The organism is Bradyrhizobium sp. AC87j1 (assembly GCF_002936975.1).
In the GTDB taxonomy this organism is placed as follows: domain Bacteria; phylum Pseudomonadota; class Alphaproteobacteria; order Rhizobiales; family Xanthobacteraceae; genus Bradyrhizobium; species Bradyrhizobium shewense.
On the sequence record NZ_PTFE01000018.1, the window covers coordinates 17,572 to 36,139 of the forward strand.

The 18,568-nt window shown below is 65.6% G+C and carries 16 protein-coding genes; 7 read left to right on the forward strand and 9 right to left on the reverse strand.

The genetic code is table 11. The features are described from left to right. The first annotated feature begins 73 nt into the window (after positions 1 to 73). Positions 74 to 1,108: a uroporphyrinogen decarboxylase gene (gene hemE / locus CV770_RS12275; protein ID WP_091956148.1), complete on the forward strand. Its 1,035-nt coding sequence runs from the start codon at positions 74 to 76 to the stop codon at positions 1,106 to 1,108. A gap of 163 nt (positions 1,109 to 1,271) precedes the next feature. Here the strand turns inward: hemE and hemC are convergent, their stop codons facing one another. The 3 genes from hemC to CV770_RS12290 form a co-directional block, all read right to left on the reverse strand. Then, entirely contained in the window at positions 1,272 to 2,252 is a 981-nt protein-coding gene (gene hemC / locus CV770_RS12280; RefSeq protein WP_104462527.1) for a hydroxymethylbilane synthase, read from the reverse strand. A gap of 81 nt (positions 2,253 to 2,333) precedes the next feature. Next, the gene (locus tag CV770_RS12285; protein WP_104462528.1) at positions 2,334 to 3,959 is read right to left on the reverse strand and encodes a GMC family oxidoreductase; all 1,626 of its coding nucleotides are present in this window, start codon (positions 3,957 to 3,959) and stop codon (positions 2,334 to 2,336) included. 55 nt (positions 3,960 to 4,014) lie between these two features. Beyond that, positions 4,015 to 4,605 carry a TetR/AcrR family transcriptional regulator gene (locus CV770_RS12290; RefSeq protein WP_104462529.1) on the reverse strand — a complete coding sequence of 197 codons (591 nt, stop codon included), beginning with the start codon at positions 4,603 to 4,605 and terminating at the stop codon, positions 4,015 to 4,017. A 99-nt stretch (positions 4,606 to 4,704) separates the two neighbouring features. Here CV770_RS12290 and CV770_RS12295 point away from each other — a divergent pair, with 99 nt between their 5' ends. Further along, positions 4,705 to 5,070, forward strand: a complete 366-nt coding sequence (locus CV770_RS12295) for a nuclear transport factor 2 family protein (protein ID WP_091956152.1) — start codon at positions 4,705 to 4,707, stop codon at positions 5,068 to 5,070. Positions 5,071 to 5,398: 328 nt separating this feature from the next. Beyond that, positions 5,399 to 7,360, forward strand: coding sequence for a putative bifunctional diguanylate cyclase/phosphodiesterase (locus CV770_RS12300; protein ID WP_104462530.1), 1,962 nt, complete (start codon positions 5,399 to 5,401; stop codon positions 7,358 to 7,360). A gap of 145 nt (positions 7,361 to 7,505) precedes the next feature. On the opposite strand, the gene CV770_RS12305 is transcribed toward CV770_RS12300, so the two are convergent. The 4 genes from CV770_RS12305 to pgm form a co-directional block, all read right to left on the reverse strand. Next, entirely contained in the window at positions 7,506 to 8,486 is a 981-nt protein-coding gene (locus CV770_RS12305) for a PDR/VanB family oxidoreductase (protein WP_104462531.1), read from the reverse strand. 9 nt (positions 8,487 to 8,495) lie between these two features. Then, on the reverse strand, positions 8,496 to 9,248 hold the full coding sequence (locus CV770_RS12310) for a GntR family transcriptional regulator (protein WP_104462532.1): 753 nt from the start codon (positions 9,246 to 9,248) through the stop codon (positions 8,496 to 8,498). A 3-nt stretch (positions 9,249 to 9,251) separates the two neighbouring features. Next, on the reverse strand, positions 9,252 to 10,301 hold the full coding sequence (locus tag CV770_RS12315) for an aromatic ring-hydroxylating dioxygenase subunit alpha (RefSeq protein ID WP_104462533.1): 1,050 nt from the start codon (positions 10,299 to 10,301) through the stop codon (positions 9,252 to 9,254). 175 nt (positions 10,302 to 10,476) lie between these two features. Then, positions 10,477 to 12,123, reverse strand: a complete 1,647-nt coding sequence (gene pgm / locus CV770_RS12320; RefSeq protein WP_104462534.1) for a phosphoglucomutase (alpha-D-glucose-1,6-bisphosphate-dependent) — start codon at positions 12,121 to 12,123, stop codon at positions 10,477 to 10,479. A 226-nt stretch (positions 12,124 to 12,349) separates the two neighbouring features. On the opposite strand from pgm, the gene CV770_RS12325 reads away from it, so the two are divergent. Together CV770_RS12325 and CV770_RS12330 are read left to right on the forward strand one after the other, a co-directional pair. Then, the gene (locus CV770_RS12325; protein ID WP_104462535.1) at positions 12,350 to 13,486 is read left to right on the forward strand and encodes an alpha/beta hydrolase family protein; all 1,137 of its coding nucleotides are present in this window, start codon (positions 12,350 to 12,352) and stop codon (positions 13,484 to 13,486) included. Between the two features lie 98 nt (positions 13,487 to 13,584). Beyond that, entirely contained in the window at positions 13,585 to 14,343 is a 759-nt protein-coding gene (locus CV770_RS12330; protein WP_104462559.1) for a transglycosylase SLT domain-containing protein, read from the forward strand. An 11-nt stretch (positions 14,344 to 14,354) separates the two neighbouring features. Here CV770_RS12330 and CV770_RS12335 read toward each other — a convergent pair whose 3' ends face one another. Further along, positions 14,355 to 15,170: a response regulator transcription factor gene (locus tag CV770_RS12335; protein ID WP_038951059.1), complete on the reverse strand. Its 816-nt coding sequence runs from the start codon at positions 15,168 to 15,170 to the stop codon at positions 14,355 to 14,357. Positions 15,171 to 15,454: 284 nt separating this feature from the next. On the opposite strand from CV770_RS12335, the gene CV770_RS12340 reads away from it, so the two are divergent. Further along, a complete protein-coding gene (locus CV770_RS12340) occupies positions 15,455 to 16,612 on the forward strand; it encodes an acyltransferase family protein (protein WP_104462536.1) in 1,158 nt (385 codons plus the stop codon). 93 nt (positions 16,613 to 16,705) lie between these two features. After that, on the forward strand, positions 16,706 to 17,554 hold the full coding sequence (locus tag CV770_RS12345) for an MBL fold metallo-hydrolase (RefSeq protein WP_104462537.1): 849 nt from the start codon (positions 16,706 to 16,708) through the stop codon (positions 17,552 to 17,554). Between the two features lie 28 nt (positions 17,555 to 17,582). On the opposite strand, the gene CV770_RS12350 is transcribed toward CV770_RS12345, so the two are convergent. Next, entirely contained in the window at positions 17,583 to 18,458 is an 876-nt protein-coding gene (locus CV770_RS12350) for an aldose 1-epimerase family protein (RefSeq protein WP_104462560.1), read from the reverse strand. Positions 18,459 to 18,568 lie beyond the last annotated feature (110 nt).

Genomic DNA, 18,568 nt, shown 5'->3' on the forward strand with positions numbered 1-18,568 from the left:
TTGCGGTGGTTCCCCTGTTCCGCTGAGGGCCGGAGCGGTGTATCAGAGGCCATAACCTTGCTCAGGACCATTCGTGCCCCAATCTGCGACGAAACCTTTCATCGACGTGCTCTCCGGCCAGCGCCAGAGCATCCCGCCCATGTGGATGATGCGGCAGGCCGGCCGCTATCTGCCGGAATATCGCGAGGTCCGCGCCAAGGCCGGCGGCTTCCTCGATCTGTGCTTCAACCCGGAGCTTGCGGCCGAGGTGACGCTGCAACCGATCCGCAGGTTCGGATTCGATGCGGCGATCATCTTCTCCGACATCCTGGTGATCCCCTATGCGCTCGGGCGCTCGGTGCGGTTCGAGGTCGGCGAGGGCCCGCGGCTGGATCCGCTGGATGACCCGGCGAAGGTCGCAACGCTCGCCGCGCGCGCCGACTTCGGCAAGCTCGAGCCGGTGTTCGAGGCGCTCAAGCTCGTCCGCGGCGCGCTCGATCCAAAGACCGCGCTGATCGGCTTCTGCGGCGCGCCGTGGACGGTCGCGACCTACATGGTCGCGGGCCAGGGCACGCCGGATCAGGCGCCGGCGCGGATGATGGCCTACCGGCACCCGGAGGCGTTCGCTGAAATCATCGACGTGCTGGTCGAGAACTCGATTCAATATCTGCTGTTGCAACTCGCCGCCGGCGCCAACGCCTTGCAGATCTTCGACACCTGGGCGGGCGTGCTGCCGCCGGCCGAGTTCGCGCGCTGGTCGGTCGAGCCGACCCGGCGCATCGTCGAGGGCGTGCGGGCCAAGGTGCCGGATGCGAAGATCATCGGCTTCCCCCGCGGCGCCGGTGCGCAATTGCCTGGCTATGTCGAGACAACCGGCATCAACGCGGTCAGCATCGACTGGACTGCGGAGCCGGGCTTCATTCGCGAACGCGTGCAGAGCAAGGTCGCCGTGCAGGGCAATCTCGATCCGCTGGTGCTGATCACAGGCGGCGCGGCGCTCGACCGCGCGGTCGACAACACGCTGGCCAATTTTGCCCAAGGGCGGCTGATCTTCAATCTCGGCCACGGCATCCAGCCGGAAACGCCGATCGCCCATGTCGAGCAGATGATCAAGCGCGTGCGGGGCTAGTTCGCTCGCCCCCAACAGGGGCGAAAACAAAAACGCGAAAACAACCCCATGCACAGTAGACAAGTCATTGAAAACTCAGGACCGGCCGCGCGTGGCTCAGACGCGCGTTTGACGCGTCGGGCAAAACAGGCGCACGCCTGCATGATCTCGTGATCGCGGCCGCCTAGCGCGGCCGGCTGCGCTCGATGATCTCGGCGGCGCCTTTCGTCAGCAGATCCAGACCCACGGCACGGCCGAGCTCGCGCGGGCGATTGGCGGGGCCTGCGCGCGAAGCCTCGATGATGGTATTGCCGGAGAGATCGAGCACGGATGCGGTCAGCGACATCTGATCGCCCGCGATGGTCGAGAAGCCCGCCACCGGCGAATTGCAGTGGCCGTTCAGCACCCACAACACCTCGCGCTCGGCGTCCGCGCTGGCATGCGCGGCGGGATCGTCGATCGACGACAGGATCTGCCGCGTCTGCCAGTCCTGCGCCGCGCATTCGACGGCGACGATGCCCTGCCCCGCCGCCGGCAACATCTCAGCCGCGGTGAATTCGTACGCGATGCGGCCGGCGAGGCCGACGCGGTCGAGGCCCGAACGCGCCATGATCAGCGCATCGGCCGGCCCCACCGTGCCGCCATCCGGCAGGCGCTGCTTCTCGCCATTGTCGAGCTTTCGCACGCGCGTGTCGGCGGCGCCGCGGAAGTGGATCACCTCTACATCCGGAAACAGGCGTCGCGCGTAAGCGGCGCGACGGACCGCATTGGTGCCGATTTTAAAACCCTTGCCGCGGGACTGGCGCAGCGCCTCCAGCGTCACCCCGTCGCGCAGCACCAGCGCGTCATTGGGCGGATCGCGCGACAGCGTGGCGCCGATGACGAGGCCGGGAGTATCCTCGTTGCCCGGCATGTCCTTCAGCGAGTGCATCGCCGCCCGCAATTCGCCCGACAGCACCGCGGCGCGGATCTGCGCCACGAAGGCGCCGCCCTTGCCGCCATGCGGCAGGAGCTTGCTGGTCTGGTCGAGATCGCCCGTGGTGTCGAACTTGACGATCTCGACGTCGAGACCGGGCACGGCGGCGGTCAGGCGGCGCGCGATCTCTTCCGTCTGTGCCAGCGCCATCGCGCTCTTGCGGGTGCCGATCCGAAATCGAATAGCCAAGCTCTCGTCCTTTCACTGCGCGCCGTTTTATTTGCGCATGATCTTGTCGGAAAACCGGTTCCCACTTTTCCGGATCCTGCTCTACCGCGCATCCTCCAATATCATGTCGGAGGCCTTTTCGGCGATCATGATGATCGGCGCATTGGTATTCCCCGATACGAGGTCCGGCATGACCGAGCCGTCGACGACGCGAAGGCCGTCGAGCCCCCTCACCTTCAGCCGCTGGTCGACCACCGCGAGCGCATCATTGCCCATACGACAGGTCGAGGTCGGATGGTAGATGGTGCTGCCGCGCTCGCGGCAATAATCCAGCAGCTCGGCATCCGTGGATACCTTCGCCCCGGGATCGTACTCATTGACCACGAACGGCTTCAGCGCCGGCGCATTCAAGATCTTGCGCAGGATCTTCAGACCTTCGACATTGGTGGTGCGGTCGGTCTCGGTCGACATGTAGTTGATGCGGATTTCCGGCGGCACCGTCGGATCGGCGCTCCGGATGCGCAGGGAGCCGCGGCTCTCAGGACGGAGCTGGCACACAGAGGCGGTGAAGCCGGAGAAATCGTGCAGCTTCTCGCCCATCTTGTCGGTCGAGAACGGCAGGAAGTGCACCTGGATGTCGGGCGAGGCCAGCCGCGGGCTGGTCTTGAAGAACGCGCCCGCCGTGCCCGCCGCAATCGTCAGCCACCCCTTGCGGAACAGCGCATATCGCGCGCCGGCCATGGTGCGGCGGAGCGGATGATTGACGGTGTCGTTCAGCGTGATCTTCTGCGAACAGCGCATCACGATGCGGACCTGCATGTGATCCTGGAGGTCGTGACCGACGCCCGGCGCATCCAGCACGACATCGATGCCATGCTTGCGCAGGAGGTCACCGGGGCCGACGCCGGAGAGCTGCAGCAGTTGCGGCGAATTGTAGGCGCCGCTCGACAGCACGATCTCTCTTCGCGCGCGGGCCCGGCGCACAGCTGCGCCTTGCCGATATTCGACGCCGACGGCGCGGCGGCCCTCGAACAGCACGCGGTGGCCGAGCGCGGAGGTTTCGATCTTGAGATTGCCGCGGGCCTTTGCCGGGCCGAGATAGGCCACCGAGGTCGAGGCGCGCCGGCCGTTGCGCGTCGTGGTCTGGAACAGGCCGACGCCTTCCTGCGTGGCGCCGTTGAAATCAGGGTTGTAGGGCAGACCGATCTCGACCGCGGCGTCGATGAAGGCCTTTGACAGCGGATCGGTCACGACCATGTTGGAAACCGGCAGCGGACCACCGCTGCCATGATACTGGTCGGCCCCGCGCGACTGGTTCTCGGCCTTCTTGAAATAGGGCAGCACGTCGTCGTAGCCCCAGCCGGTGTTGCCCAGCTGGCGCCAGCGGTCATAGTCCTCGTGCTGGCCGCGGACATAGAGCAGGCCGTTGATCGAACTCGAGCCGCCCAGCGTCTTGCCGCGCGGCTGAAACACCTGGCGCCCCTTCAGCTCGGGCTCCGGCTCGGTCTGGTACATCCAATTGACGGTCTTCTCCTTGAACAGCTTGCCGTAGCCGAGCGGCACGTGGATCCAGATGTTGGAATCCCTCGGGCCGGCCTCGAGCAGCAGCACGCTGTGCTTGCCGCTCGCCGATAGACGGTTGGCAAGCACGCAGCCGGCGGAGCCGGCGCCGACGATGATGTAGTCGAATTCGGGATCGGACGGCGCGAGGGAGGAGTTTATGGTCATGTCTTGTCAGTCTTCTTGTTGGTTGGGGCGTTTCCGTCCGCGTGGCTTAGCACAATCATTCCCGCAGGCGCAGCGCCTCGACCAGCGACCTGAACGCACGGGCATATTCCGCGCCCGCCCTTGCGATGTCAGCGCGTCCGGCGCAGGCGACCGCGGCCTCCGTCACCGCGCCGAGCAGCAGGCGGGCGAGCGGCTCGACCGGCTGCTTTGCGATCAGGCCAGCCTCCATCGCCACCGAAAGCGCCCGCGGCAGCTTGCCGCCAAAATGCTGTGCGTCGATCTCGCGCCAGCGCTCCCAGCCGAGCACGGCCGGGCCATCGCGCAGGATGATCTGGCCGGTCGGGCCCTTGGCGGTCGCCGCGAAATAATGCTGCGTGCCAGTGACCATCGCTGCAAGCACGTCCTTCTCGGCGCGAGCCGTTGCGTCGATCCCGACGACGAGGTCGCGCGAGACCTGGTCGAACACGGCTTCGAACACCGCCTCCTTGGTCTTGAAGTGATGATAGACCGCGCCCTTGGCGACGTGGGCTGCTTCCGCGATCTCGTCCATGGTGGTGGCAGCAAAGCCTTGCGTTCCGAACAGGCGGCGCGCCGCCGTCAGGATCGCCTCCGATGTCGCCGCCCGCCGCTCCGCCTGTTTCGCCATGGCTCTCGTCTAGTTGAATTCACCAAACACGGCCAGTTGACTTTTCGACTATCGGTCGGTATTTACCGACTATCAGTCGGTTTAATCGTGAGGTTTGCCATGCCGAGCCGTGACGTCGTTGAAGCTTTTGCGCAGCGGTTGGAGGCCGGGGATTTCATCGGTGCGATCGAACAGTTCTGCACGCCCGACGCCGCGACCTATGAGAACAACGGCGCCCCGACGATCGGCCGTGACAAGCTCGTCGCCAAGGAGCGTGCCGTGCTGGCGGCCTCGAAAGAGGTCAGGGCCGTCCGCATCGGACCGAGCCTGATCGACGGCGACCATGTCGCGACGCGCTGGAACTTCAGCTTCACCAACGCAGAGGGTGTCTCACGAACGCTGGACGAGATCGCCTGGCAAACCTGGCGCGGCGACAAGCTGGTCGAGGAGCGGTTCTACTACGATCCCAAGCAGCTCGGGCGGTGACGACGTCTCTCCACACAGGTGTCATCGCCCGGCTTGACCGGGCGATCCAGTATTCCAGAGACGGTTGTGATTCCTCGATAGGCCGCGGCGTACTGGATGCCCGGTCAAGCCGGGGCATGACGGCGAGCTAGTGGGGAGCGCCCTGCTCTCGTTACAACCGTAATCCGAAGTCCGCATTTGTATCGATTTGTTATCGATATCACGTCACGAACACGCAGAAGTGGTCGCGGGGAAGGCCGCAGTCAGGGATAATTCATAGTTCGTCAAAGGTTTGCGGCGAATTCTCCCTGGAGGAGCCGACCAACGGCCCGTCCTGCTAGGCTCTGAAATGCGGACTCAAACGACCAGCTATGTCGCGCGGCTGTTCGCGGGCGATTTATCGGCCTTTGGCGGTCCCGCAACCGACGAAGCCGTGGCCGGCCATATCCGCGCCGAACAGATGTCGCTGGTGCTCGGCTATTCGGTCGGCATCATGCTCGCCAATGCCTGCAACGCCATCGTGCTCGCCATCGCATTGTGGCAATCGCCGGACAGGATTTTTGCGTTGATCTGGGCATGCGCTGTGGCAAGCGGCGCGATCATGTTCGGCCTGCAATCCCGCGCGGCGCGCCGCATCACCAAACCGCAATTCGTCTCGCACCGCGCCATGCACCGGCTGGTGCGGAATGCCTTCGTTCTCGGCGCAGCCTGGGGCATCGTCCCGGTCGCCTTCTTCGCCAATGCTTCGACCGGCGGCCAGCTCGTTATCACCTGCCTGTGCTCGGGCATGCTGGCCGGCGGCGCGCTCGCCTTCGCCACCATTCCGATCGCAGCGATCGCCTTCACGGCCCCGATCTTCGTCGGGATCGCGATCTGCCTCGGCAGGAACGGCGATCTGGCCTTTCTGCTGATCGCCTTCCTCGTCGTGGTCTACGGCAGCGTGCTGCTGCGCGGCGTGTTCGTCAATTCGTTCTCGTTCGCGCGGCGCGTGATGCGGCAGATCGAGGCGGAGCGCACGGTGCGGCTCGATCCTCTGACCCACCTGCCGAACCGCGTCGCCTTCAACGAAACGCTCGAGGCCGCGCTCAAGCGACTGGCATTGTCCGGCGAGGAGTTTGCGGTGCTCCTGCTCGATCTCGATCGCTTCAAGGAGGTCAACGACAAGTTCGGCCATCCCGCCGGCGACGAATTCCTGGTCCAGGTGGCAAGCCGCCTGCGACGCTGCACGCGCGCCGCCGAGCATGTCGCGCGCATCGGCGGCGACGAGTTCGCGCTGGTGATGGCCAATCTGGCGCGTCCCGAGGATGCACTCGAGATCGCCGAACGCTTCGTCGCGGCCTTCACTGAACCGTTCCGCATCGAGGGCCGCCAGATCGTGGGCGCGACCAGCGTCGGCATCGTGCTGGCGCCGCGCGACGGCACCACGCCGCTCGACGTCATGAAGAATGCCGATGCCGCGCTCTACCGCGCCAAGAAGGCGGGCCCCGGCACGATCCGCTTCTTCGAGGCCAGCGACGACAGGGTGTCACGCGATCGCAAGGCGCTGCAATCCGACCTCGAGGGCGCGATCTCGCGAAACGAGCTGTTCCTCGTGTTCCAGCCGTTCCTCGATCTCGACGAAAGCCGGATCACCGGTTTCGAGGCGCTGCTGCGCTGGCAACATCCTGAGCGCGGACTGGTGCCGCCGAGCGAATTCATTCCGATTGCGGAAGAGACCGGGCTGATCCACGAGATCGGCGAATGGGTCGTCCGCCGCGCCTGCGCGACGGTGGCCGAGTGGCCGGACGACATCAGGGTCGCCGTGAACTTCTCGGCCGCGCAATTTCACAACGCCGGTATCCTCCAGATCGTCGTGCAGGCGCTCGCGGCGGCGAAGATCGCCCCGCACCGGCTCGAGATCGAGATCACGGAATCGATGCTGCTGTCGAAATACGGCTCGGCCGAGCCGGTCCTGAACGCGCTGCTGCAGCTCGGCGTCACTGTGGCGCTCGACGATTTCGGGACGGGCTTCTCCTCCCTCACCTATTTGCGCAAGCTGCCGTTCAGCCGCATCAAGATCGACCAGTCCTTCATCCGCGACATGCTGGTGCAGCCGGACTGTGCCGCCATCGTCAAATCGGTGATCTCGCTCGCACGCGACCTGCGCATCGCCGTCGTCGCCGAAGGCGTCGAGACCGCCGACCAGCTCGACTATCTCAGGCAGATCGGTTGCGACGAGGTGCAGGGCTATCTGATCAGCCGGCCGGTGTCGGTGGATGGCGTGCTGGCGCTGCTGGATACGAAGAAGCTTCGGGCGACGTTTGCGGCGTAGGTCACTTGCGGCTGACGCTTCGTAGCCCGGATGGAGCGGAGCGCAATCCGGGACGAGTGCGCGCCGGAGCAAGACCGCCCCGGATTTCGCTCCGCTCCATCCGGGCTACAATCCTTCAGACCCTGCCGGGTCTCGAGAGGCTGCCTCAGATCGCATCCGCCCGCAGCAGCGTGTCCACCGTGATCGTGCCCCGTGCCCGCGAGACGCAGGCGCAGATCTTCTGGTTGCTTTGCTTCTGGTGATCGCTGAAGAAGACGTCGCGGTGGTCGATCTCGCCGTCGACCTCGACCACGTCGATGGCGCAGAGGCCGCATTCGCCGCGCTTGCAGTCGTACATCACGTCGTGACCGCTGGCATTGAGCACGTCCAGCATCGAGCGCTCGCGCGGGATTTCGAGCTCGACGTCGGAGCCCTTCAGCCGCACGCGAAACGTCTCGGTGGGCAGCGTGCCGCTGGAGCCGAAGGTCTCGTAGCGGAGATCGGGCAGCGGATGGCCCGCGCCGATCCAGGCGTGGCGCGCGGCATCCAGCATCCGCATCGGGCCGCAAAACAACGCGAGCGCGCCTTGCGGCAATGACGCAAACACCGCATCGAGGTCGAGCCGTCTGCCTTCATCGCTGGCATGAACGACCAGGCGATCTCCGAGCATGGCGGCGAGATCGTCGAGATAGGCGGCTTCGCCGCGCGAGCGCACCGCATAATGCAGCGTGACGTCGGCCCCGCGCCGCGCCAGCGCCTGCGCGGCGCCGAGGATCGGCGTGATGCCGATGCCGCCGGCGATCAGGCAATAGTGTTCGCGCGCCCAGTCGACCGCGAGCAGCGAAGCGGGCTGAGTGATGTCGAGCCGCGCGCCCGGCGCGAGCTGCCACATGTAGCGCGAGCCGCCGCGGGAATCATCGGCGCGGCGCACCGCGATCTTGAAGCCAGCCGAGGTGGCTTCGCCGACCAGCGAATAGGACCGCGTCTCCGGCAGGCCGTCGATGGTCACGCTGATATTGATGTGGCTGCCGACCGGATAAGCGGCGGCGTCGAACTGATCCGGCCGGATCAGGAATTCGCGGATGCCGGGGGCGAGATCGCGCGTCGAAACGAGCGTCGCCGGAATCCAGGTTTCGATGAAGCGCATGGTGAAGCCTCAATCGGTTGCGGTCTTGATCAGCGCGAGCGCCGGCAAGAGGTCGAGATGGGTGCGGTTGCGCAGGGCGAGCCGCAGATTGCGCACCGCCAGCCGCGCATGCTCGCGCATGACGGCTTCGGCGCGCGCGCCTTCGCGGTTCTCGATGGCGTCGATCACGACACGGTGGTGCTCCTGGCCGATGATCAGGATCTGCTGCGCCTCGGGAAGCGCCGATTGCGCCATCACGAAGCCGCTCGGGGATGCGAACGGCAGCGCCGAAGCGCGGTCGATCTGGCGGATCAAGGGTGGGCTGCGCGACAATTCCGTGAGCAGGGCGTGGAAGCGCGCGTTCAGCGTGACATAGGACGAGAAGGCCTCGATCGAGATCGGCACCTGGCCCAGCAATTCGTCGATCGCAGCAAGACACTCCTTCAAAGGCTCGAGCTCGCGCGCCGAAACGCCGCGCTCGGCGGCGAAGCGTGCGGCGAGGCCTTCCAGCGTGCCGCGCAGCTCGATGGAATCGGAAATATCGCGCTCGGAAAACGCCTTCACCATGAAGCCGCCGGACGGGATCGCCTCCAGCAGGCCCTCCTCCTCCAGCCGCACCAGCGCCATGCGCACCGGCGTGCGCGAGGCGCCGGTGGTCTCCACCGCCTGGAGCTCGGAGATGCGCTCGCCCGGCCGCAGAGAGCCGGACAGGATCTGGTCGCGCAGCGCGAGTTGCGCCTTCACGGTCTGCGAGACGGAGCGGTCGACCTCACGTTCGGCCATGTCCTACTCCGCCGCCTGAAGGTGTTGCGGCCCGTTTTCCTTGGCCACCATCCGGTCGATCAGCTTGCGCGTCCACATCGCGCCGGCGTCGATGTTGAGGTTGTAGAAGATGCGGTCCGGGTTCTCGTCCATCGCGCGCTGCTGCGCTTCCAGGATCAGCTCGTCCTCGTGGAAGATGCCGGAGACGCCCTCGCGGATCTCGGTGGTGATGCGCTGCTCGCCGATCTGGTAGTTGCGCACGAAGGCCCAGAAATAATGGCAGGTCTTCTCGGTCTCCGGCGTGATGGTGTTGAGCACGAAGCCGTTGACGCCCTGCGAGCGGTCGCCTTCCGGCGCGCCGGTGCCTGTCGGCGCGACGCCGACGTCGATGGCGATGGTGCACGGGGCTTCGAAGCGGATGATCTGCCAGCGGTCGACAGGGCCGGTCTTGCCGAGCTGTTTCGCCCAGAACGGCGGTGGCTCGATGTTCCGCATCCAACGCGTCACCGTGACCGTCTTCTCGCCATGGGTGACGTCGAACGGCGCCTCGGCCACCGCCTCGTTGCCGATGGAGGAGCCGTGCACGAAAGTCTCGTGGGTGAGGTCCATGAGGTTATCGAGCACGAGGCGGTAGTCGCAATTGACGTGGATGGTCTTGCCGTCGCCGGCCCAGGCCGGATCGTGATTCCAGTGCATGTCGGGGACGAGCGCGGGATCGGCCAGCGCGGGATCGCCCATCCAGAGCCAGATGTAGCGGTGGCGCTCGACCATGGGATAGGCGCGGACGCAGGCCGAGGGGTTGATGGTCTCCTGCGAGGGCATGAAGGTGCAGCGTCCCTGCGCATTGTATTTGAGGCCGTGGTAGCCGCAGACGACGGTGTCGCCTTCGAGCCGGCCCTTGGACAGCGGCACCAGACGGTGCCAGCAGGCATCCTCGAGCGCAGCGACCGAGCCGTCGGCCTTGCGGTACATCACGACATGCTTGCCGCAGATCGTCCGCGGCAGCAGCGCAGCCTTCACGTCCGCGTCCCAGGCCGCGGCGTACCAGGCGTTCATGGGGAAGGGCTTTGTCATTGGTCTCACTCCCACGGCTTATGAATACGTTATGTATACAATAGCGCAGGAATGGAATCGTTCAAGGACGAATTATACGTATCTAAATACCGATGACTTAACTCCTGTATACACGCCAAGCAATCGGCGTCATTCCCACTAGGTTGGAGACGAGTCCGCGCTTTGGCCCTGGCGGCTACGCCGCGAACACCTTGGCCAGTCCCGCCTTGGCCTCTTCCTGAATCCGCGTCAGGTGCTCGGTGCTGCGGAAACTCTCGGCGTAGATCTTGTAGACATCCTCGGTCCCGGACGGGCGCGCGGCGAACCAGCCGTAGTCGGTCTCGACCTTGATCCCGCCGAACGGCTGGCCATTGCCGGGCGCCTTGCTCAGCGTTGAGCGGACGGGGTCGCCGGCGAGGTCCTTCAGGCCGAGCTGCTCGGGCGTGACGGATTTGAGGATGTTCTTTTGCGGCCCGGTCGCGGCGACGTCGATGCGGGCGTAATGCGGCACGCCGAACTCGGCGGTCAAATCATTGAAGAGCTGGCTGGGATCGCGGCCGGTCTTCGCCATGATCTCGGCGGCGAGCAGGCCAAGGATGACACCGTCCTTGTCGGTCGTCCACACCGTGCCGTCACGGCGCAGGAACGAAGCGCCCGCACTCTCCTCGCCGCCGAAGCCGAAGCCGCCGGTGAGGAGACCGTCGACGAACCATTTGAAGCCGACCGGCGTCTCGACCAGCTTGCGCCCGAGCTTCTTGGCGACGCGATCGATGATCGAGCTCGACACCACGGTCTTGCCGATCGCGGCATCCTTGCCCCAGTTCGGACGATGCGCGAACAGATAGGAGATCGCGGTCGCCAGATAATGATTCGGATTCATCAGGCCGCCGGAGCGTGTGACGATGCCGTGGCGATCGGCATCGGTGTCGTTGGCAAAGGCGACGTCGAAGCGGTCGCGCATCGCGATCAGGCTCGCCATCGCGTAGGGCGAGGAGCAGTCCATGCGGATCTTGCCGTCCCAGTCCACCGTCATGAAACGGAAGGTCGGGTCGATCGCCTCGTTCACCACGGTGGCCTTCAGGCCGTAGCGCTCGATGATCGGATGCCAGTAGTGTACGGCGGCGCCGCCGAGCGGATCGATGCCGATCTTGATGCCGGCGGATTTGACGAGGTCGAGATCGACGACATTGCCGAGATCGGCGACGTAGGGCGTGACGAAATCGGTGGCGTGGACGTTCGAAGACTTCAGCGCCTTGGCATAGTCGATGCGCTTCACGCCCTTGAGGCCGTCGGCGAGATAGGCGTTGGCACGCTTCTCGACCACCCCCGTGACATCCGTGTCGGCCGGGCCGCCATGCGGCGGATTGTATTTGTAGCCGCCATCCTCCGGCGGATTGTGCGAGGGCGTGATGACGACGCCGTCGGCGAGACCGTCAGTGCGGCCCCTGTTGTGAGTGAGGATCGCGTGCGAGATCACCGGCGTCGGCGTGTAGCCGCCGTCCTTGTCGATCATGATGTCGACGCCGTTGGCGGCGAACACCTCGACGGCGCTGACCAGTGCCGGCTCGGCCAGCGCGTGAGTGTCGATGCCGATGAACAGCGGTCCGGTCAGCCCCTTTTCCCGCCTGTAGTCGCAGATCGCCTGCGTGGTCGCGAGGATATGGCCTTCGTTGAAAGTGTTCTTGAACGAGGTGCCGCGATGGCCGGAGGTGCCGAACGCCACGCGCTGCGCGGGATCCGCGACGTCGGGCTTGCCGGCGAAATAGGCCGTCACCAGCCGCGGAATGTTGGTGAGCGCGTCCGGCGAAGCCTGCTTGCCCGCCGCGGGATGAACATCAGCCACTGAAAATATCCTCGTCCTGTCGTACAGAGATAGCGCGACACCATAGCATCGGCCGGGCCCCCGCCAAGGGCACAACACCCGCGGTGGGGAGGGCGTTCCCTGGGGTTTACCGTAGCCCGCATGAGCAAAGCGATATGCGGGACCATCTGCCCCGGATGTCGCTTCGCTCATGCGGGCTACGGGATCGTGCTATGCTCCAACCAAAGTGGCCCCTTCGAATCGTCCCATGGCTCTCCTGCACAAGCTGCTTCTGTTGATCGCCGGCCTCGCCGTGGCCGGCGCGCCGGCGCGTGCCGCGGAGTTCTACACCGAGGATCTCCGCATCCCCATGGCGGAGGCCGGGCCGCAGGGGCTGGAGGCCTTCCTGGTCCGCCCGGCCGGGACGAAGCGCTATCCGCTGGCGCTGCTCAGCCACGGCTCGCCGCGCAGCTTCGACGACCGCGCGACGATGTCCGCGCATAAATATTACGGCATCGCGCTCGAATACGCCCGGCGGGGATTTGCGGCGCTGATCGTGATGCGGCGCGGCTACGGCACCTCGCCCGGCGGACGCGTCGACAGCGTCGGCGGCTGCGCGAGGGCCGCTTACCTGCCTGCGGCCGCGGTCGCGGTTGCCGATTTGCGCGCGGCGATCGATGCGATGGCGCGCCGGACCGACGTGACGACCTCAGGCATGATCGCGGCCGGTCATTCCGCCGGCGGGCTCGCCACCGTCGCACTGACCGCGCAGGCGCCGGCCGGCCTCGTCGCCGCGATCAACTTTGCCGGCGGCCGCGGCTCGCGCGACGACGACGACGTCTGCAATCCCGATGGGCTGGCGCAGGCCTTCGCCACCTTCGGCAAGACCTCGCGCGTACCGACGCTGTGGATCTATGCGACCAACGATTCCTATTTCGGCCCCGACCTCGCGCGCCGCCTCCATGACGGATTTCGCACCAGTGGCGGCAATGCAAAATTCATCGCGGCGCCGCCGTTCGGTGACGACGGCCACTACCTCTATTCGGTGGCGAGCCGTGCGCAATGGACGCCCTATGTCGACGCCTTCCTGCGCGAGCGCGGCCTCGTCAGCCGCGACATCCTGAGCCCGCCCGATCCGCTGCCGCCGCCGCGCCAGCTCAATGAGGCCGCGCGGGCCGAGTTCGCGCGCTATCTCGCCAGCATGCTGCCGCACAAGGCGTTCGCGGTGTCGCCGAATGGCGGCTACGGCTGGCGCTCGGGGCACATCACGGCCGACGATGCCCGGCGCGACTCGCTGGCGGCCTGCATGAAATGGTCGCCCACCTGCACGCTCTATGCGATCGACGACCGGCTGGCTGAACCTGCGCAAGCGACGTCCACCGATCAGAGCGCCCGCGCGCGCTAGTCGCCGCAGCGGAGGCCGTTTTGTTAACTCCGGGGCTCTATGACGGACCGATGCTGTGGGATCGGGCAGGCTTCAATCTCGGCGCGACGTGGAGACACGTGGCGGTCGTCCTGCTGTTGTCGGCCCCGATCTGCGCACAGGCTGGAGACGGCGATCTGGACGGGCCGCACGCGACGTCGGCGATCTCCACCGGCAGGACGGAGCTCGGCGCCGGCGAAACGCCCTCATCCCGGGCCATGATCCGGAAGATCATCGAGCGAGAAACCGCAAACACAAATTTACCGGCCGATGTCGCCGAAGCGGTCGTCTTCGTTGAAAGCGGCTACAATTCGGCCGTCATCGGCAGCGTCGGTGAGATCGGCCTGATGCAGGTGCGGCCCAAGACGGCCGCGATGCTGGGCTTCAAGGGCAGCGAGGCGGAACTCGCCGAACCCGACATCAACATCCATTATGGGGTGCTTTATCTCAGCCAGGCGTGGCGGCTGGCTGGCGGGGACATGTGCCGCGCGCTCATGAAGTATCGGGCCGGCCATGGCGAAGAAGATATGACCGCGCGGTCGCAGGTCTATTGCAATCGGGCCCGCAACCGTCTTGCCGCCATGAATTCGAAGGCTCTTGAGACCGAGGTTGCGGCCGCTCCGGATCCGGCGCGCCGGCCCACTTCCGCAGCACCTGCGGCAGCTCCGGCAAAACCGGCGAGCCGCCCGAAGATGGCGGCGCAACCCAAAGCCGTCTATGCCCGCTATCGCCAAGGCACCGCGGCCGCCAGCCGCGCCTATTGGGCCGCCCACGAGGCCCGGGTCAGCCAGATCAAGGCTCGCATCGAAGCGCGATGGAAGCGCGTCGCATCGCGCTGACGACAAGTGCCCTACAGCCGCTCGCTGAGCGCGAGCTTGTAGCCGACGCCGGTGACGGTCGCGATCACGGGCGTACCGCTGCCGACGAGCTTGCGGCGCAGCCGCGCCACCAGCGCATCGACCGTGCGGATGTCGACCTCGGCCTGGCGGTTGCTGACGACCTCGATCAGATAGTCGCGGCTGAGCGGCCGTCCGTCGGCACCGACCAGCGCCGCGAGCAGGTCGAATTCGGCGCGCGTCAGCGCCACCGGCTTGCCGTCGCTGCCGAGCAATTCGCGCCGGGTGAGGTCGATGATCCAGTCGCCGAAGGCGATCGAATTGTGGTTGCGCGCCGCCTTGCGGTCGAGCGAGCGCCGCCGCAGCACGCTGCGTGCGCGCGCGAGCAGGTCGCGCAGATTGATCGGCTTGGTGACGTAATGGTCGCCGGCGATCTCGAGGCCGAGGATGCGATCGACGTCGGTGTCGCGGCGCGTCACGAAGATAATGCCGGCGTTGCTGGTCGCCTGGATCTCCTTGGCGAGCTCGAAGCCGTCGCCATCGGGCAGCTGCACGTCGAGGAAGATGAGATCGGTTCGGGCGCGCAACGCCTGGCGGCACTCCGCGCAGGAACTGGCGCCGACCACGTCAAAATTGTTCTCGCTGAAATAGCCGACCAGCATGGTCCGCGTCACCGGATCGTCCTCGACGACGATCAGCCGTTCGCGGCCGGCGGGACGCAACTCCTTAAGTGCGGGATCAACCACGGTCTTGGGTGTCCTGTGTGCCTGGGACCCGACCTGGAAATTCAAGTCACCGCGCAATGCGCTGTCATGTGAACGGACATTCACGACTTGTTCGAGCCCCCGAAATTGCCTGCCGGAATATTAGGCGCGTTGCGACGCGCAAACAATATTGCTCATGGTCTCTAGGGATTAAGTATGAATTGGCCCACAATTCTCATTCCGCGCACCATAGCGTAGGGCGGCGCCCGCAGGGGCCTTGTGCCGCCGATCCCTCACATTCGGCTTCGGACTCAACCGCCGGTTAACGTAAAAATGGCCTTCGGCTTCGGAAGGCCCACCTGCGCCTCTATTGTCCCGCCCGCACAATGTGGAACCACGGAGCAGACGCGATGCAGGGGCAGGCCCGGTTGGCTGCCGGTCGAACCGAGCAAGGCACGGCGCCGTGCGGCCGTTCGCACACGCTCGATGTCCTGCGCGGCCTCGCCATCGCCGGCGTGATGGCCATCCACGTCTCGCAGTCGTTTCCATCCAATATCCACGCCGTCGACTACGCCTTCATGTGCGGCTGGACCGGCGTCAACGTGTTCTACTTCGTCAGCGCCATGACGATGTGCCTGATGTGGACGCAACGGGTCGAAACCAGTCCGACGCGGAAGTTCTATATTCGCCGCTTCCTGCGCATCGCGCCACTGTTCTGGCTCGCGATCCCGATCTACCTCGTCATCAACGGCACCGGGCCGAGCGACAACGCGCCCAACGGCATCGGGCCAGCTCAAGTGATCCTCACCGCGACGTTCCTGCACGGCTTCTGGCCGGACAGCGTCAACAGCGTCGTGCCCGGCGACTGGTCGATCGCGGCCGAGATGACCTTCTATCTTGTCTTCCCGCTTCTGATCACCGCGTTCGGCTCGCGCCGCCATCTCTATCTCGCGCTGGCGATCGTGCTGCATCTCGTCAATGTCTGCCTGTTCAAGCCGTGGGCCTTCGCGCTGTTCTCCGCCTATTACGGTCCCGGTCACGAAGCGTTCGTCTGGACCACGCTGCACATCAGCTTCCTGAACCAGCTTCCGGTCTTCCTGGTCGGATGCGCGCAGTTCTTCGCGCTACGCGACGGGTTTGCCCGGTCGGACGCAGCGATCTACGCGGTCTTCATCGCGCTGTCCTTCGTCGCCAACCGCATAACCGGCTCGCACGAATTCAACTATCTCATGATCAACCTCGTGCTTGGCGCGCTGGTTGCCGGCTGCATCAAGCTTGCGATCCGCTTCCAACCGCTCGAGGCGCTCGGCCGCAATTCCTATTCGATGTACCTGTCGCACTTCGCGGTGATCTACGGCCTGCATCAGATCTGGCCGCTCGCCGATGGACTGGTCTCGCTGCTCATCGCCTATGTCGTCACCGCCACGCTGAGCTATCTCGTCGCGCGCGCGACCTGGCATCTGGTCGAACGGCGCGCGCAGGATTTGGCACACCGTCTGACATCGGCGGGATCGGACCGATCAATCCTCCCGCCGACCATCGCCGCCACTGCGGCCGGCACGCGCTGAACGCCCCTGCTCGGTCCCTGCCGGCCCGATGCGGCTTGCTTCATTGCCGCCTTAAACTCTACTGTGGAGGCTCTTCACGCTGGAGTAGGCACCATGGAGGTCATACTGCTCGGCACCGGCGGCCCGCGGCCGGACCCGCGCCGCATGGCGACGACCACCCTGATCAGGCTCGGCGACGAGAATATCCTGTTCGATGCAGGCCGCGGCGTTGTGGTGCAGCTCAGCAAGGCCGGCGTTCCGCTCGGCGCGATCAACACGGTTTTTCTCACGCATCATCACTTCGACCACATCGGCGACCTCTACGATGTGATGCTGAATTCATGGATGCATGGTCGCAAGGACGATCTGCGCATCTATGGACCGCCGGACACCGAACGGCTTGTCAACACGCTGATCACGCAGGTCTACGACAAGGACATCGCCTGGCGCGATAAGGGCGAGCCGACCTTCGGCGGCTGGAAACCCGTGGTCGCGACGGACATCATCCCCGGGCCCGTTCTCGACACCGGGCGCTGGAAGATCAGCGCCGAGCTGGTGTCGCATGGCGACGGCCTCGACATGCCGCCGGCCTTTCTCGCGCGATGGATGTGTCTCGGCTACCGCTTCGAGGCGGAGGGCAAGGTCATTGCAATTTCGGGAGACACGGTCCCCTGCCCCGGGCTCGAGCGGCTGGCTGAGGGAGCCGATTTGCTTGTCCAGTGCTGTTTTCTCGCAACGCCGGAGATCAACAACGAGCACCTCCGCCGCCTTGCGAAGTTCACGATCGCCTGCGGCGACACCGTCGGCAAGGTTGCGGCCAAGGCCGGCGTCAAAAAGCTCGCGCTGACTCATCACCGGCCGCGCGCCGACGATGCTATGCTGAACGCGCTGCTTGCGGATGTCCGGCAGGATTATGCGGGGCCGGTCGTGCTCGGCGAGGATCTCACGCGCATCGAGGTCTGAGGGCCGACGATCAGCTCGCCCTGTGGCCTCAAGACGATCCGACCTCGATCCGGAACGACAAGCGCTCTTCCGCACCCGGCGCGATATGCATCAGGCCCGGCTTGTCCGTGAACTCACCGTCAAAGCCGGCGGGACTGGCATAGCCGCGCCAGGGCTCGATACAGAGGAACGGCGCGCCCGACGGTTTCGACCAGACGCCGAGTTCGCGAAAGCCACGCCATGATATCTTCAGCCAGGGGCCGGAGGACGCAGCATAGCGGACCGCGTTGCTGTCGATTCGGTCGAAGATGATGGCGTCATCGACGAACAGGGACTCGGACAAGGTCAGCTGCGCACCCTTGACGGGACCAGGCTCCGCGGCCGCGCGCAGCAGCCCGCCATCGAGACGGCGGACGGGAGACGATTCCACCTTCGCAAAGGTCAGCGCGTAGTCCTCTTTCGCGCTTTCGGGCTGGAGGGGCCAATTGAAGGCGGGATGGCCGCCGATCGAAGCCGGCAATGTCTCCTTCCCGGTGTTGGCGATCGTAAGTGTCAGATCGAGGCCGGCGGCGTCGAGCGCATACGCGGCCGTCAGACGGAACGCGAACGGATAGAGCGCGCGGGTCGTCTCGCTGTCTTCGAGCACCAGCGTGCAGCGGCTTTCGCCGCGCTCCGTCCATGCAAAGCGGCTGTCGCGCGCAAAGCCATGCTGGGTCATCCGGTACGTCTTGCCCCGGTGCCGCAATTCGTCCCCGGCGAGGCGCCCCACGATCGGAAACAGCAGCGGCGCATGGCGCGGCCATTCCGGCCCGGCCTGCCAGACGAACTCGGTGACATTGTCCTTCAACGAGCACAGCTCGGCGCCGTGCGCCTTGATGGTCGCGGTCAGCCCTCCGCTGCGGAGGGAGTGGGTATCGTCACTCATGGCGGACATCTACACCGCGACCTCAAATGCAGCAAGGCAGCGCCAGCCATGCAGGCGGGGCGTCTCCACTGTGCAGGGCTGCGTCATATTTCTGTACCTAACGGTTGCTC